Origin of the sequence: uncultured Lamprocystis sp. (assembly GCF_903933125.1) — a bacterium.
Lineage (GTDB): Bacteria > Pseudomonadota > Gammaproteobacteria > Chromatiales > Chromatiaceae > Thiodictyon.
Genome location: NZ_CAIZIZ010000446.1, coordinates 26343 through 41442, shown reverse-complemented (window position 1 = coordinate 41442; position 15100 = coordinate 26343). Strand labels below are relative to the sequence as shown.

Here is a 15100-nt window from a genome sequence, read left to right as displayed (position 1 = left end):
TCGTAGGGTGGATAAGCGCAGCGCATCCACCATCGGCCTCGCTGCCGACACACTGTTGGCGGCGGCCACCCAAATTTGGAACTGCTGGCACCCGGCGGAACAGCGTCGGTGGGCGACCGGACTCAGGCACACGGCAAGCACCCAAGTGACATCGTGACGACCGGCCGGAACGACGATCGAGACCCGCGATTGGCCGCAAGGACCGAAAAGCCGGACAATGACAGTCGCCCCGCACAGTCGTCGAGACGGAAATGCCCAATCCTCAGTTGCAGTTGGCGCAGGAGTTCATCCGCGGCACGGATCTGAGTGTCTTTATGACGAGCAAGGCCGTGAGGGTTTAACCTAAATTCGGCAGTTCGCACCACAAAGGCACAAAGATCACAAAGAAAGACAATGGGTTATTGCCATGATGCGCCTCACCTGGCTGGTGATCACCACTTCAACGCAACACATGGAAATCCTTTGTGTCCTTTGTGTCCTTTGTGTCCTTTGTGTCTTTGTGGTGCAACTGCTCTTTCTAGGTTTAAGCATTGAAGAGGTCGCCAGTCCCTCAAACTGAATACGCTTCGCATTGTCTACCCAAAGCAATACAGGATTTCAGGCACCGTCATCATGATTTCTCATGCACACTTTCGCCAACGTACCAGGGCGTTTATCACTGCCCTTGTGGTTTTTCCTTTGGTCTCTGCATCACATGGGGCAAGCTTCGACTGTGCTAAAGCCTCCAATCTCGTGGAAAACGCGGTGTGCTCGGATACGAAAGTCACTGAGAGCTTCAAACGGGCACACAAGAAGTTCGTGGGCCATGCCTATCAAGAGGGCGCGTCAGAAGATGAAGGGTTGGACGCTGATCCCGTCTTCGACGCGCAGGACTACCCCGATAAGGGCTTTCGCGTGCGGAGCTGCGACGCCGCAACCAACGTCGTGATGTTGAAGGGGATCGATCCGAATGCTGAGCCGGAACCTTTTGAGGTGGCGGTCAAGACAGTAAAAACAGAACGGGGATGGCTGGTCGATGGTGCCGGAATTATTAATATTCCGCGAGACCAGCAGGCGCGCAGAGAGTGACATATCCATTGGGTTAGGAAGATCCCGGTTGCTCGGCGATGCCGGCCCGCACCTGATTCTCGCCACCCGGGGTTCGCGATCAGGGTCGTGCCTTGGCGCTATCCGTTGTATTGAAGCCGCTGATCCGGATCAACCCCCGCATGCGTCCGGTCGCCGAGTCCGGCGTCTGCACGGCGGTATACAGGAGTTTAGATGGAATCAAGGAGGGTCCGTAGCCGGGCGTGACGTCCAGCAGCAGCACCAGATCGCGTTCGGCATCGTAACCGCCGATCGGCGAGAAATGGCCGATGGCGACCCCGAAGATGGGCGCCCGGTCGAAGTTGACGATCAAGCGGTCTGCGGGGTTGTCGGCCTCCCGGACCTGACTCAGGAACGCCTCATAGGAGAGGTCCCGCAACACCGTCACCTCGCCGATGCGGCGTTGCGCAATGAGCGCGGCCAGCGCGTCCAGTGTCATTCCCTGCATACGCATACTCAGCCACCCCCAGCGATCTCCATCGAACAGCGTCCGTTCGTCGGCGATGGGCGCGCCGATCGAGGCCAGCACGTTTAAGGCGCTCGCTGGGCCGCAGGATGTCAGGGACTCTTGGGTCTTGAAATGACCGAGGTAGGCACGTGCGATCGGGCCGGAAGACGCCGCGCTCCGGGCGGTCTCGCCAACCAGGACGCCAGGTGCGTACCGATCGGGTTGCGGCTGCGACAGGGACCGTGCGTGAAAGTGAAACGCCGTGCCGACGGCGCCCGCCAGCGCCAATGCCAGCACCAGGACGGCGATAATCCACCGCAAGCGAAATGATCGGGCAACGAAACGCACGGTTGACTCCTCCTTCTATGCTATCTTCCGGTGACGAAACGCCAGCTTCGTCACCCGGAATCCGCCATGTTACCCCTGTCTTCAGCGCCCCCTGCCTGGCCCGCGACCGACGACCTGCTGGCCCGCCGCACGCTGCGGCGTATCGCCTGGCGGTTGCTCCCGTTTCTTGGCCTGTTATACGTCGTCGCCTACCTCGACCGGATCAACATCAGCTTTGCGGCGCTGCAGATGAACCAGGACCTGGGTCTGAGCGCGGCAGCCTATGGTACCGGCGCCGGCCTGTTCTTTCTCGGCTATGTGCTTTTCGAGGTCCCCAGCAACCTGATTCTGCAACGGGTTGGCGCGCGCCTCTGGATCGCCCGGATTATGGTGACCTGGGGGCTGATCGCGATGGCTATGGCGCTGGTGCGCAGTGAAACGAGCTTCTATCTGCTGCGCTTTCTGCTCGGGGTGGCGGAGGCCGGGTTCTTCCCCGGCATCATCCTCTATCTGACGGGTTGGTTCCCAACCCGCGAGCGGGCGCGCGCGGTCGCACTGTTTGCCACCGCCACCGCACTGGCCGGACTGATCGGCAGCCCGTTGTCCGGCGCCCTGCTGGAACTGGACGGCTGGTGGGGGTGGCGCGGCTGGCACTGGCTGTTCGTGGCCGAAGGCTTGCCGGCAGTGCTGCTGGGACTCGTGGTGCTGGTCAAGCTCCCTGACCGTCCGGACCAGGCGCGGTGGCTGCTTCCGGACGAGCGTGATTGGTTGAACCGGACCCTGCAACAGGAGCGGCAAGCGGCCCGCGATCAGACCCGCCATACCCTGCGTGAGGCGCTGACCGATCATCGGGTTTGGGGGCTGGGTCTGGTCTATCTGTGCATGGTCATCGGCATGTATGGCATCGCCCTGTGGCTGCCGCAGATGCTGCGGGCGCTGACCGCTGCCGATGATTTCACTCTCGGCTTGCTCAACGCCCTGCCGTTCCTCGCGGCGGGGGTGGGGATGGTGGTGATCGGCTGGCACTCCGACCGGCGCGGCGAGCGGCGTTGGCATGTCGCCGGTTCGCTGGTCTTGGCGGCGGCCGGGGCCGGGCTGGCGGCGGCCACTCAGACCTTGCCGCTTGCGCTCCTGGCCTTTTCAATCGCCGCGATCGGCGTCTGGGGTGTCATGGGGCCGTTTTGGGCGCTCGCGACCGCGTTGCTCAGCGGCACGGCGGCCGCTGCCGGGATCGCGCTGATCAACGCGCTGGGCAACGTCGGCGGCTTTCTGGGGCCATACCTGATGGGCTGGATGAAACAGACGACGACCTCCTTCAGCGCTGGGCTGGCCGTCGTCGCCCTCATCTTGCTGGCGGGTTGCGCGTTGGTCCTGATGCTGCGGCTGCCGCGGCAGATGGTCGTCGCGGCGGAGGTCGCAGCGGGGTCATCCGATCCCGCGGCGCGACGCTGAATGGGCGCCGGTGGCTGTGCATCCTGAGTTCGTGGCAGCAGCTTGTTCTGGGGTGGAGTCGGTGGCGCTGTGGGCGATGGCGGAGGTGAATGTTGTCGCACTGCTCCAGCGCTTGGGGCTGAGCGCCCCACAACGGGCGCTGATCGTCGGCGCCATCATTGGGCGTAGGCCGCCCCGGGCTCGGATCGGGCGACCCACCGCTGGCTGGGTGAGCGCAGTGCGTTGGGGGAATTGCTGGGGGTCGACTTCGCGACCCTCCCCCTGGCGCCGTTCTACCGGGCGGCGGACCTGCTGATGCGGCACCGGGCGGGTGATCGAGCAGGCGGTCTTGACGCGCGTCAGTGACCTGTTCGGGCTGGACTGGCCGGTCACCCTCGATGATCTGACCAACACCTTCTTTGAGGGGGCGGCGCTTGGCAACCCCAAGGCCCAGCGCGGACACTCCAAGGAAAAGCGTAGCGACTGCCCGTTGGTGACCCTGGGGCTGGTGCTGGATGGCAGTGGCTTTGTGCGCCGCTCCCAAACCTTCGATGGCGCGGTGAGCGAGGGCACGACCCGGGACCCGGCAAACGCGCGACCTGCACGGTCGTCTGTTCGCACAGCGGACCCTCGTGTGCCCGACATGGGCATGTACTTGTTACGTGAAAGGAGGTAACCGCAGCGAGTGACAAGAAGCGTAGCGAAACCCAAGTTGGACGCCGCGAGGCCAAGCTGAAAGCAGGGCTACGCGGCGACACGACCGTAGGAACACGAACAGGCAGTGAGACCGGGTGCGGGCGATGAGCGGGCTAGGGACCGCGAAATCCAACAGTCACTGTATCGGATGTGGAAGGCGCGAAGGCAACCGACACGTGCCCGGCGCTGCAACGACGGCAGCTACCGGGGCGGCGGGCCGAGTCCGAGCGGGTGGATTCCCGCACTGGATGAGGCGCGTGGTGGCCGAGCGTTCCGGGTTCCGAGCGCCGACGCAAGAAGGGGTCCAATGGGCGTCCATCTCGGTGGACGCTTGCGGGCACAGCCCGCTAGGCTCAACCGCCGGATGCGGAAAACCGCATGTCCGGTGGTGTGGGAGGGGTGACGGGCGCAATCCCGTCACCCCGACCCGACCCGATCACGGTTCGCCCGGAGGGTCCGCCGTGTGGACTATTGGCGACCGGCCGGTACGATGATCAAGGCCACACAGTCGATCTTGGGGTCGATGGCGTGTTGTATCGTGAAACGATAGCGTAATCGGGAGCGCAGAGGAGCCGGGTGTCTCGTTTCGGGTCGGTCCGCGCAGCGAACCCTTCGCCTCTTCATCTGTGAACATCTGTGTCATCTGTGGATAAATCCGACCGCTCGCTTTGGCCGGAGCGCTGGTCAAGGCCCGCAACGCGTAACCCCGAACCCTTCAGCCCGTCCCACCCAACAACTCCGCCCCCGTCGCCCCCGCAATCACCGACGCATCCCCGCGCGCCAACACCCGCCCCTGATCCATCACCAGCACCTGATCCGCCCAGTCCAGGCCAACGGGTCGGTGGGTGATGAGGATGACGGTGCGCCCGGCCATCAGGCGGCCCAGTGATTCCATCAGGGCTTGTTCGGTTTCGCCGTCCAGTCCTTCGGTGGGTTCATCGAGCAGCAGGACGGGGGCGTCGCGCAGCAGGGCGCGGGCGATGGCGATGCGCCTGGCTTGGCCGCCGGAGAGCCGTACGCCGGTTTCGCCGGCCCAGGTGTCGTAGCCCTCGGGCAGGCCGGCGATGAAGTCGTGGATTTGGGCGACCCGGCAGGCTTGTTCCAGGCGGGCGGGTGAGGCGTCCGGGGCGGCGATCAGCAGGTTGTCGCGGATGCTCAGATCAAACAGGTGCGTGTGCTGGCTGACCAGCGTGACGTAACGGCGCAGGTCGTCGCCGCGGTACTGTGCCAGGTCGTGGCCGCCCAGGCGGATGGTCCCGCGGTCCGGGGTCCAGAAGCGCAGCAGCAGGTTGAACAGGGTGGTCTTGCCGGAGCCGCTGGCGCCGACGATCGCCACGCGTCCGCCTTGGGGGACGTCCAGGCTCAGGCCGTCCAGGGCGGGCGTGGCGACGCCGGGGTAGCTGAAGCCCAGGTCGGCGATGTGGAGGTCGAAACGGTCCGGGCGGGGTGAGGGTCCCGCGGGTTCTTCGACCGCCGGCCGCGCGTCGACGATGGCGAACAGGCGCCGCGCGGCGGCCAGGGTGCGGCCGAGTTGCTGGAAGGCCAGGGGCAGGGGAGCGACCGCCTCGAAACTGGCCAGGGTGAAAAGCGCCAGCATGGCGAGTTGGGGCGGGGCCAGGCGGCCGTCCGCCACCAGTGGGATGGCGAGCCAGAGCAGGGTCCAGAGGCTTAAGTTGGCGCAGAGTCCGACCGCGCCCTGGTTGATGCCGGAATAGCCTGCCAGCCGGACCTGTTCGGTCGCCAGGGTCCGGCTCAGGGCGTCGATGTGCCGCGCCTGCGCCGCCGCGGCGCCGTAGACCTGAAGTTCGGCCAGGCCCTGGAGTCCGTCGACGCATGCGGTGCGCAGTTCGGCCTCGGTTCGGGCGATGCGCTCGCCGGGGGCTTGACCCAGGGCGCGGCTCCACAGCGGCACGGCGACCCCGGCGAGCAGCAGGAAGCCCAGGCTGACGACGGCGATGCGCCAGTCGTAGAGCAGCAGGAACCCGAGCAGCAGACAGGCGCCGAGGGTCGCGACCAGCACCGGCACCAGTACCCGCACATAGAGTGTGTCGAGTGCGTCCACGTCGGCGCGGATGCGGCTTTGCAGGTCGCCGCTGTGGTAGCGCTGGAGCACGGCCGGCGCCAGGGGTTCGAGGTGGCTGTAGAACCAGACCCGGAGTTGGGCGAGCAGGCGCAGGGTCGCCTCATGGGTGATCAGCCGCTCCGCGTAGCGCCCGACGGTGCGCAGGATGGACCCGCCGCGGATCAGGGCGGCGGGGGTGAAATAGTTCATCGCGACCCCGGCCGATCCCGCCACCGCCATGGCAGTGATGAACCACCCGGAGACCGCCAGCAGCACCACGTTGGCGATCAGGGTCACCAGGGCCGCCAGTGCGCCCAGCAGCATCCAGTGGCGATAGGGTTTGAACAGCCGCAGCAGGCGGATGACGTCCTTCATGCGGCACCCCCGAGCCGACCCTGGCCGGCATAGGCGTGCAGCAGACGCCGATAGGCGCCGTCCTGTGCCAGCAGGGTTGTGTGGTCTCCGGACTCCACCACCCGACCCTGATCCAGGACCAGGATGCGGTCGGCCTTGCGCACCGTATCCAGCCGATGGGCGATGGCGATCAGGGTGCGTCCGCGCGCCAGTTCATCAATGCCTTCCTGGACCAGCCGCTCGCTCTCGGGGTCCAGGTTGGCGGTGGCCTCGTCCAGGATCACCAGCGGGGCATTGCGCAGGAAGGCGCGGGCCAGCGCGATGCGCTGGATTTGGCCGCCGGAGAGCCCGGCGCCGCGTTCGCCGACCGGCGTTTCATAGCCGGCCGGCAGGGTTTCGATGAAGCCCGCGGCGCGGGCGAGCAGGGCGGCGGTGCGCACCGCGTCCGGGTGGGCGCGGGGATCCTCCGGCGGGATGCCGAGCCGGATGTTGGCGCCGATGGTTCCCTGGAAGAGCCGGGGCTGCTGCGGCACCCAGGCGAGGTGCCGGTGCCAGTCGTCCAGGTTCAGGGTGCGCAGGTCGCGGCCGTTGACGGTCAGGGTGCCGGCGGTCGAGGTCAGGAAGCCCAGCAGCAACTGCACCAGGGTGGTCTTGCCGGCACCGCTGGTGCCGACCAGGGCCAGGCGCTCGCCGGGTTGGATCTCCAGGCTCAGACCGCACAGCGCCTCACGCCCTTCGCTGTAGCTGAAATGCACGTCGGTGAAAGAGAGGGTGACCGGGCCGGGCGCGGTCCGGGGGCCGGCGGGTGCTGCCGTCGCGCTGGTCGGCGCTGTTTCAGACTCCGGCCCCAGAACCTCGATCAGCCGCTCGGCGGCGGCCGTGGCTTCCATCCGGCCGTGGTAGTGGGTGCCCAGGCTGCGCAGCGGCAGGAAGAACTCGGGGGCCAGCAGCAGGACAAAGAAGCCGGTCTGGAAGTCGATCCGCGGCAGGCTGATCCAGGCCGGCAGCGGGATCTCGAAGCCGTAGAGCCGGAAGCCGATCAGCACGGCGACCACCGCGATGCTGATGGTGGCGAAGAACTCCAGTACGGCCGAGGACAGGAAGGCCACCCGCAGCACCCGCATGGTGCCCACCCGGTAGGCTTCGGAGACGGCCGCGAGTTCGGTGCCCTGGCGCCGGCTCGCGCCGAACAGCTTGAGTGTCGTGAGCCCCTGGATGCTGTCGAGGAAGCGCGCGCCCATGCGCGCCAACTCCTTCCATTGACGCTGGTTCAGCCGTTCGGCATTGCGCCCGATCAGAATCATGAAGAGCGGGATCAGGGGCGCCGTGACCAGCAGCACCAGGCCGGACACCCAGTCGAGCGGCCAGACCAGCAGCAGGATGGCGAAGGGCAGCGTCATGGCCAGGGCGCGGGCCGGCAGGAAGCGGGCGTAATAGGCGTCGAGATCGTCGACCCCTTTGGTCAGGGTCTCGACCAGGGCGCCGCTGCGTTCGCCGGCCAGGTAGGCGGGCCCGCGGGCTTGCAGGCGGTGATAGACCCGGTCGCGCAGTGCGACCTTGATGCGGGCGCTGCCGCGGATGGCGAAGCGTTCCGCTCCCCAAGCGGTGAGTGCGCGGGCGGCGAACAAGGCCAGCAGTTGCCACAGCCAGGGGCGCACCTCGGCGAGCCCGGCGTGCGCGAAGGTCACGGCGTTCAGGATCAGGGCCAGCAGCCACGCCTGGGCGATGAGGAGTGCGCCGTTCAGGCCCTGGAGCACGATGGCGGCAGGGAGTGCGCGTCCGGCCAGCGGAGTCTGGGCCTTGAGCCAGGCAGTGGGGGTCATGGGATCAGTGTACGGAAAACTCGGGGTAGCGGCAGGATACCGAGCCCGGTGCGCATACCGCAATGCGATGGGTCATGTGCAAGGGCACTTTGTCCCGGAGAACGGCGGTTGGGGTGACGCAGGAACCCCAACGTCAACCATCGACGGCTGGCCATGTTGGGGTTCGTTCCTCACCCCAACCTACATCGGGCCGATTTCGGGTGGGTCAGAACGTAGGTTGGGGTGACGAAGGAACCCCAACGCCGACCATCGAGGGCTGGCCATGTTGGGGTTCGTTCCTCACCCCAACCTACATCGGGCCGATTTCGGGTGGGTTAGCCTCTGCGGTCGGGCTTGAAGCCCGACCCACGGTTACCAGCGTTGCGGCACCCGCTGGACCAGCGCCGTGTCGTAGCCGACCGCTTTGAGGAACGCCATGATCTCGGTGAGCTTGGTTTCCGGGATCTCGGGCTTGCGGGCCATGACCCAGACATAGTCACGCGCGGTGCGGCCGATGACGGTGATGCTGTACTCGGGGTCCAGCCAGATCACCTTGTACTCGGCCTTGAAGGGCCAGATGAACTGCATTCCCCACAGGGCGTTGCCGGTGTTCGGCACCACGAAACCGGTCGGGTGGTAGACCTTCTCGGGTCCGTCGAAGGCGCCCTTGCGGAAGCGGAAGGTGGTGGCGATGGTGCCGTCCGGGTTCAGTGCGTAGGACTCGACCGCGTTGTGGGCACCCTTCTCGATAAAGGTCGGGATGTTGGCGATCACATACCAGTCGCCCATGAAGCGGGGCAGATCGACTTGGGGGACAGTCTCCATCGGTTTTTCCTCGGCGCCGACTCCGGCGGTCAGTAACAACAGGGTCAGGGCGATCAGTTGGGTGGTCAGTTTCATCGCTGTCAGGGGTTCCGTGTTCTAGATGCGTTCATAGCGGATGGTGCGGCCCTTGCCGGTGTCGCTTTCCAGTGCGATCCAGCGGCCGTCCGGGGTATACCACAGGCTGATATCGAGCTGCTCGGCGCGCAGCCGATAGCGCTCGGCCGCGACCTTACGGCCTTGCATCATACGGTCTTCAGTGCCGAGTGACTCAACCCGGACGCTGACCAGTTCGCCGGTCTGCGGGTTCAGCAGCCGTTGCTGCTTGAGGAAATCGCGGTTCCAGTAGGCGAAGGTGGAGACGCATTGCGGCAGGCGCTTGCTGTCCCCGTTGACCCGCAGCGCCAGGCCGTTCGTCGCCTGTTCGCCCTCGACCTTGAACGCCTTGCCGTTGTCGTCCGTGGTGGCGCGAATCTGCTCCAGGCAGCCGTCCCGCCAGGCCTCGCGGCTTTCGTGACGATAGCGGTAGGCGTTGAACACCAGCACTTTCACGTCGAAATTGGCACGGCTAACCACCTGCTTGCCGTCCGTGTCGGGGGAGACCTGGAAGCTGTGCTCGCCAATCGGTTCCTGATCCAGGTAGACGCGAAAGCGCATGGAGTCGGTGACGGCTGCCGCGGGATTGATCATCGCGGCGGTCAGGGCCAGGCCGAGCAGGGCCGCCATGCGGCCTGGACGACGCAGACGTGCCGGCGTTAAATCAGCGTGTCGGGTCATTTCGCGTCTCCGGTCTGGTTGTGCAGGGTCGGCCGCCGCGGCGGGCCGGGGATGAAGGCATTGGTTCTGGCGATGTAGTCACGGTATGCGGGTCGACGTTCGCCGATATTCTGTTCGAGCAGGGTGACGCCCGAGACGCGCAGGAGCAGCCAGGTCATCAGCACGGGTGCGATGATCGACCACCAGCCGCCGGCGGCCAGGGCGAACAGATAAAAGGCCCACCAGATGCACGCCTCGCCGAAATAGTTGGGGTGCCGGGTATAGCGCCACAGACCTTGATCCATGACCTTGCCGGCGTTCTCCGGTCGGGCTTTGAAGCGGGCCAACTGGTGGTCGCCGACACTCTCGAAGAAGAGGCCACCGAGCCACAGGAGCAGGGCCAGAGCGTCCAGGACGCCGAGCGGTGTCTGACCCAGGGCGGTGGCCAACAGCGGCAGCGAGATCACCCAGGCCAGCAGGCCTTGCAGTCCAAACACGATGTAGACGCTCTTCCACCAGAAGCCGGGATCATTACCCGCACGCATCGCGCGATAGCGCCGATCTTCCGGTTCGCCCCAGTTGCGCCGGGTGATGAAGGCGCCGAGTCGCAGCCCCCACAGGGCGACCAGCACGAGCACCAGCCAGGCGCGGTCGCCGGCGGCGGGTGCGCCCAGCACGTAGGTCAGCCCCAGCAGGATGAAAAACACCGGCCACAGGCTGTCGGCGATGCTCGCGTTCTTCAGCGGAATGCTCGCCAGCCAGCCGGCCAGGGCCAGGGCGAGCGCAACGGCCAGCCCGGTCCCATAGATGCCCGGATCAAACATCGCCGGGCTCCTGCCGCAGGGGTAAGGTCCGTGATGCGTCGCCACGGCCGCGGGTCGCCGCGGGTCGTCGCGGGATCAGCAGCCAGGGGGCCGGTTCTTTGCCGCGGGCCAGGTTGCGCCGGGTGCTGCCGTTGGGGGGTTGGGGGTCCCGACTCGATCGGTGGTTGAACATGGTGACTCCAGAATCGATGATTCGTCTTGCTGAATGTCCAACTAATGTCCAATCTTTGAGAAACAAGACCCAGCTTTATTCTTGGGAAATTTCCGGGGATTTGATCCATCGATATCGCTTTCGCACCTGATATCCGGACAGACCCTTGGTGGAGGGGCGGGTTTGTAATCCGCCCTAGGTCCGGTTATCGCGTCCGACGGCGTCAGCCGACAGCCGGCCCGACGCCGCGGGCGCGCTCTGCTATCATCGCGCCCACCGCGCGCTGGTCGGTCCGCGGACGCGGCCGTTGGTCGGCGCGCCAGTCCAGTCAACCATTTTTAGCGTCTTGGGGTCGTACACGATGAAACAGCGTTTTGTCAAAGGAGTCGCCACCGCGGCGACCGTGAGTGTGCTCATCACCGGTTGTGCCGCCGACGGCTCCGGGATGACTGAAACCGGAACCGGGGCGGCCATCGGCACTGCCACTGGTGCCGCACTGGGCGCCATCATCGGTTCACAGGGTGCCAATGCCGGTCGCGGCGCCCTGATCGGGGCGGTCGGCGGGGCCTTGATCGGCGGTATGGCTGGCGCCTATATGGAGCAGCAGCGCAAGGACTTCCAGAAAGCGCTGGCGGCCGAGATCGCCTCCGGTGTCATCCGTGTCGAAAAATTGCCTAACGATGAGTTGTTGGTGGGGATGACCGGCGAGACCGCGTTTGAGGTGGATTCCGATCAGATTCAGCCCGCCTTCTACAGCACCATGGACCGGATCGCGGCCATCGTGAAGAAATACGGCAAGACTGAACTGGTGGTCGCGGGTCACACGGACAACACGGGGTCAATCGAGCACAACCAGTTGTTGTCCGAGCGCCGTGCCGGGTCGGTGGATCGCTATCTGGAAGGCCAGGGTGTCGCCCCGGCGCGCATTGCCTCATCGGGCTACGGCAAGATGCAGCCGATCGCCAGCAACGACACGGAGGCTGGTCGCCGCCTGAATCGTCGTGTGGATATCACCATCGTGCCCATCACCGAGGGCTAAACTGCGCCCAGCGCGGTATGCGATGTTCTTGGATGGAATCGGCCCCGGCAGACTTGACGATTGCTGGAGCTGGCGCGGTTTATTGGAGCGGGGTATGGCCTTCGCACCTGATATCCGGACATGGCCTTGGCGTAGGGGCGGGTTTGAAACCCGCCCCTACACCCGATTGGCGTGTCGGACGCCTAAGTTACTTGCCCTTTTCGGGCTCCGCCGCCTCGGGTGTTTCCTCGGGCGTCGGCGCCTCCCCGACTGACAGCAATTCCACGTCGAAGATCAGCGTCTGGTTTGCCATGGGGCCGCTGTTGCCGTAGGCCAGCGTCGGCGGGACGAAGAGCTTGATCTTGCCGCCTTCCTTGATGAGCTGCAGTCCCTCGGTCCAGCCCTCGACAACCTCGTTCAACTGGAAGGAGGTTGGTTCTCCGCGCGAATAGGAGCTGTCGAACTCCTTGCCGTCGACCAGGGTTCCCCGGTAGTTCACGCTGACCTGATCGGTCGGGCTCGGGGTCTTGCCCTTGCCTGCTTCAACGATCTGATACTGGAGTCCGCTGGCGGTGGTGACCACGCCGGGCTGCTTGGCGTTCTCCTCCATGAATTTCTTGCCGGCTTCGATCATTTTCTGTTCCTGTTCAGCGGCCTTTGCCTTCTGTTCGGCGACGATCTTGCGTTTGAGCTCCATCAGCGTGGTGCGCATGTCCTGGGTCGGAATCAAGGGTTCGGCGCCGGAGATCGCGTCCTCAATGCCCTTGACGATCGCCGCCGTGTTCATCTCGACGCCCTGGCGTTTGAAGTCGCCGCCGATCTGATAGCCCAGGCTGTAATTGATGCGTGCGGTCTCATCCGCGAGGTTCAGGGGGTCGGCGGCCGATAAGATGCCATAAGGAATGGCCAGAAGTGCAACGCCGATCAGGGGGCGGATTCTCATCTTTACAGTGCTCCATATGATGTTGGATACGATGACGGGCGGTGAATACTACCAAGATTGATCAGTGAAAAAACAGTACCAGCTTGCGCCGGCCCTAAAGCTCTTTTCGAGCGTTCAGAGTTCAGATGGATCGCGGGGCGGTCACTTGGTCGGGAAGACGCAGTCCGCCACCGGGGTCTTGTACCAGTCGAGCGCCTTGGCGCCACTGGTGTTGACCCAATCCACAAAGCCAGGATAGCAGAAATGGACCTGCTGCTTTTCCAAAGGTTGTTGCCATTCATCCGGCAGATTGACCGCCCAGGGCAGACCGCGGTCCTTGGTCTTGTAGTAACGCCCGGCCTTGGGGTCGCTGCCCTCGTTGCCCCACCCAAAGAGCCAGCTCTTGTGTTTCGCCGTCGGCGGATGGTTGGGTAGATGCGTCTCACGCAGCCGGTCGCCGACGATGTAGATGAAGGGGTTGTAGGGTGCTGAGCCGAGTTCCTGACGGGTCAGTGCCTGCTTGAAGCGCGCCTTGAAGTGGATCGTCGGCCCCTGATCGGCCGCACAGTTGCGATCGGCGTTGAACTTGGTCGTGTAACAGGTGCGGGTGGTCGCATTCTTGCCGGCGATCTTTTTCGTGTCTTCGGTCAGGATCAGGGTCAAAGTCGTCTGACCGGGCTCGCTGACCAGCGGCACACCGGGTTGGTTATCGACCCAAACGCTGGCCGATTCGAGCGTGTCCGGCTTCAGTTGGGGGAAGTTGATCCCGAACCCCTGTGAATAGGCCGAGCCGCGCGCCTTGATCTGGAAGTGCCCCTCGATCTCCCGGATCTCGCCCGCCGCGTTTCGCCCCTCATCCAGGGTGTAGGCCAGCACCAGATCGTTCAAGTCGTAGTCACCCTCCAGCGGCCACAGATCCTCGAACGCCAACTGGGCGCGGCCTTTGTCGTTGGGGTAGGTCACGCGGGTGGTCAGCAGCGGGTCTTCCGGATAGTCGTCCAGGGTGTCCGGAATGCCGTCTTGGTCCAGATCGCTACCCTGGACATAATTCAACTCGATGATTTCTTCGGTCTTGATGGCGTCGATCGGGTTGGACTCGACCGCGAACATGACATCGTTGAAGTCATGGTCTCCGCCGCTGCGCCGCAGGTCTTCCATGCCCAACACCAGCCGTTGTCCCCAGGAGTCCTTGAGCAGCACCATATGCTTGCGAAGCTCCGCGGTGTCCTCCGGGTTCAGTGTGCTCAGGCTGTAGAACACGGGATAGCGTTGGGTATCCGAACCGCCGAGTCGTCATCGGCGATCAGGTTCTGCGATTGGGTGCGGATATCCTTCTGCTCCGGCAGGGTGTCGGCAATGCGCTTCATGAGCGCGGCGTCGACACGGACCAGGTTCTGGTCGAGGTCGAGCGGGATCCCGGCGCTGTCATGGTTCAGCAGTTAGGTCTGGCCGACGGTCTTGCCTGGTTTGGCGCTGAACAGGAATTCGTACTGGTTCCCGACCATGCCGTGGGCCGGCAGCGACAGTGCCGCGCAACAGAGCGCGGTGGCTGCACAGAACGGGCCTTGCCAGGGAGTGTTGGTGAGTCGTTTGATCATGAAATTTGGTCACTTAGCCGGGAAGACGCAGCCCGCCACCGGGGTTTAGTACCAGTTGAGTGCCTGGGTGCCGCCGCTGTTGACCCAGGCAACAAAGGTAGGATAACAGGTGTGGACCTGCTGTTTCTCATAAGGTTGCTGCCATTCATCGGGCAGATTGACCGCCCAGGGCAAACCGGTCTCCTGAATGCAAACGCCGGGTGAGGGTTCGCTGGTCCCTCAGTCATCGAGTGCCTCGAACTTATTCGAAGGTGTGCACGACGACGCCGCTGCCGTCCAGATCCAGTGTGACGGTATTGGGTATCCCAAAGACGCCGACGCGCACCATCAGTTGCCTGGCACCGGCAGGTACCCGGACCTTGCGCTCGAAGCTGCCGGTCGCGTCGGTCAACCCCTTGTCGAGCACGCGGGTCGCCTGGCCCTCGGCGTCCAGGGCCTCGAGGATTTCGACCGAGCGTTGGTCGGCCGGCGCGCCTTCCACATCATAGGCCGCGATCTGCACCCAGAGATCCTGTTCGGCGGTGTACTGGAAAGCCGCATCGGGTGAGACAACATCCTGTAACTGCGCGGCGGCGAAGGTGTTGGCGCAGGCGGCGACCAGCAGGAGGGCGGTGGTGAAGCGGATCAGCGTGTTGGTCGTCATGTCGGGCCTGCTTTCCAAGTCGGTTTGCTTTGGAGTCTGTTGTTAGACTTAAAGCAAATCCAATGCCATGTTTATTTTATTTAAATAACAGAAGGATAAAACTAGCTCGCCGAAGCGGATCGCTTTCTTGGATTGGTGGGGACGCGCGACTGCGTTGCAG

The 15100-nt window shown here is 64.6% G+C and carries 17 protein-coding genes; 4 read left to right on the top strand and 13 right to left on the bottom strand.

The window, feature by feature from the left end:
• Positions 1-612: 612 nt before the first annotated feature.
• Positions 613-1068: a hypothetical protein gene (locus QZY03_RS24150; RefSeq protein ID WP_295585365.1), complete on the top strand. Its 456-nt coding sequence runs from the start codon at positions 613-615 to the stop codon at positions 1066-1068.
• A 79-nt stretch (positions 1069-1147) separates the two neighbouring features.
• Here the strand turns inward: QZY03_RS24150 and QZY03_RS24145 are convergent, their stop codons facing one another.
• On the bottom strand, positions 1148-1882 hold the full coding sequence (locus QZY03_RS24145) for a phytochelatin synthase family protein (protein WP_295585364.1): 735 nt from the start codon (positions 1880-1882) through the stop codon (positions 1148-1150).
• A 66-nt stretch (positions 1883-1948) separates the two neighbouring features.
• Between QZY03_RS24145 and QZY03_RS24140 the strand changes: the two genes are divergently transcribed.
• Both QZY03_RS24140 and QZY03_RS24135 read left to right on the top strand, forming a co-directional pair.
• Complete coding sequence (locus tag QZY03_RS24140; protein WP_295585362.1) at positions 1949-3313, top strand: MFS transporter; 1365 nt, start codon at positions 1949-1951, stop codon at positions 3311-3313.
• 328 nt (positions 3314-3641) lie between these two features.
• Positions 3642-3968, top strand: a complete 327-nt coding sequence (locus QZY03_RS24135; RefSeq protein WP_295585360.1) for a hypothetical protein — start codon at positions 3642-3644, stop codon at positions 3966-3968.
• Positions 3969-4703: 735 nt separating this feature from the next.
• Here the strand turns inward: QZY03_RS24135 and cydC are convergent.
• From cydC to QZY03_RS24105, 6 genes are all read right to left on the bottom strand, one after another.
• Positions 4704-6425, bottom strand: coding sequence for a thiol reductant ABC exporter subunit CydC (gene cydC / locus QZY03_RS24130; RefSeq protein ID WP_295585358.1), 1722 nt, complete (start codon positions 6423-6425; stop codon positions 4704-4706).
• Complete coding sequence (cydD, locus tag QZY03_RS24125; RefSeq protein ID WP_295585356.1) at positions 6422-8227, bottom strand: thiol reductant ABC exporter subunit CydD; 1806 nt, start codon at positions 8225-8227, stop codon at positions 6422-6424. The genes cydC and cydD overlap by 4 nt, the downstream gene beginning before the upstream one ends.
• Positions 8228-8578: 351 nt before the next feature.
• On the bottom strand, positions 8579-9106 hold the full coding sequence (locus QZY03_RS24120; protein ID WP_295585354.1) for a lipocalin family protein: 528 nt from the start codon (positions 9104-9106) through the stop codon (positions 8579-8581).
• Between the two features lie 21 nt (positions 9107-9127).
• On the bottom strand, positions 9128-9805 hold the full coding sequence (locus tag QZY03_RS24115; protein WP_295585352.1) for a DUF6134 family protein: 678 nt from the start codon (positions 9803-9805) through the stop codon (positions 9128-9130).
• Positions 9802-10608 (bottom strand): DUF1295 domain-containing protein, encoded by an 807-nt coding sequence (locus QZY03_RS24110; RefSeq protein ID WP_295585350.1) that lies wholly within the window; start codon positions 10606-10608, stop codon positions 9802-9804. Before QZY03_RS24110 ends, QZY03_RS24115 begins: the two co-directional genes overlap by 4 nt.
• Positions 10601-10780, bottom strand: a complete 180-nt coding sequence (locus tag QZY03_RS24105) for a hypothetical protein (protein WP_295585348.1) — start codon at positions 10778-10780, stop codon at positions 10601-10603. The genes QZY03_RS24110 and QZY03_RS24105 overlap by 8 nt, the downstream gene beginning before the upstream one ends.
• Before the next feature lie 340 nt (positions 10781-11120).
• Between QZY03_RS24105 and QZY03_RS24100 the strand changes: the two genes are divergently transcribed.
• Positions 11121-11798: an OmpA family protein gene (locus tag QZY03_RS24100; RefSeq protein ID WP_295585346.1), complete on the top strand. Its 678-nt coding sequence runs from the start codon at positions 11121-11123 to the stop codon at positions 11796-11798.
• 187 nt (positions 11799-11985) lie between these two features.
• Here the strand turns inward: QZY03_RS24100 and QZY03_RS24095 are convergent, their stop codons facing one another.
• From QZY03_RS24095 to QZY03_RS24070, 6 genes are all read right to left on the bottom strand, one after another.
• Positions 11986-12720, bottom strand: coding sequence for an FKBP-type peptidyl-prolyl cis-trans isomerase (locus tag QZY03_RS24095; RefSeq protein ID WP_295585344.1), 735 nt, complete (start codon positions 12718-12720; stop codon positions 11986-11988).
• Positions 12721-12861: 141 nt separating this feature from the next.
• Entirely contained in the window at positions 12862-13959 is a 1098-nt protein-coding gene (locus tag QZY03_RS24090) for an LruC domain-containing protein (RefSeq protein WP_295585343.1), read from the bottom strand.
• Positions 13944-14066: a hypothetical protein gene (locus QZY03_RS24085; protein ID WP_295585341.1), complete on the bottom strand. Its 123-nt coding sequence runs from the start codon at positions 14064-14066 to the stop codon at positions 13944-13946. Before QZY03_RS24085 ends, QZY03_RS24090 begins: the two co-directional genes overlap by 16 nt.
• A gap of 72 nt (positions 14067-14138) precedes the next feature.
• Entirely contained in the window at positions 14139-14297 is a 159-nt protein-coding gene (locus QZY03_RS24080) for a hypothetical protein (protein ID WP_295585339.1), read from the bottom strand.
• Between the two features lie 45 nt (positions 14298-14342).
• Positions 14343-14486, bottom strand: coding sequence for an LruC domain-containing protein (locus tag QZY03_RS24075; protein ID WP_295585367.1), 144 nt, complete (start codon positions 14484-14486; stop codon positions 14343-14345).
• Positions 14487-14538: 52 nt separating this feature from the next.
• The gene (locus QZY03_RS24070) at positions 14539-14940 is read right to left on the bottom strand and encodes a hypothetical protein (protein WP_295585338.1); all 402 of its coding nucleotides are present in this window, start codon (positions 14938-14940) and stop codon (positions 14539-14541) included.
• Positions 14941-15100 lie beyond the last annotated feature (160 nt).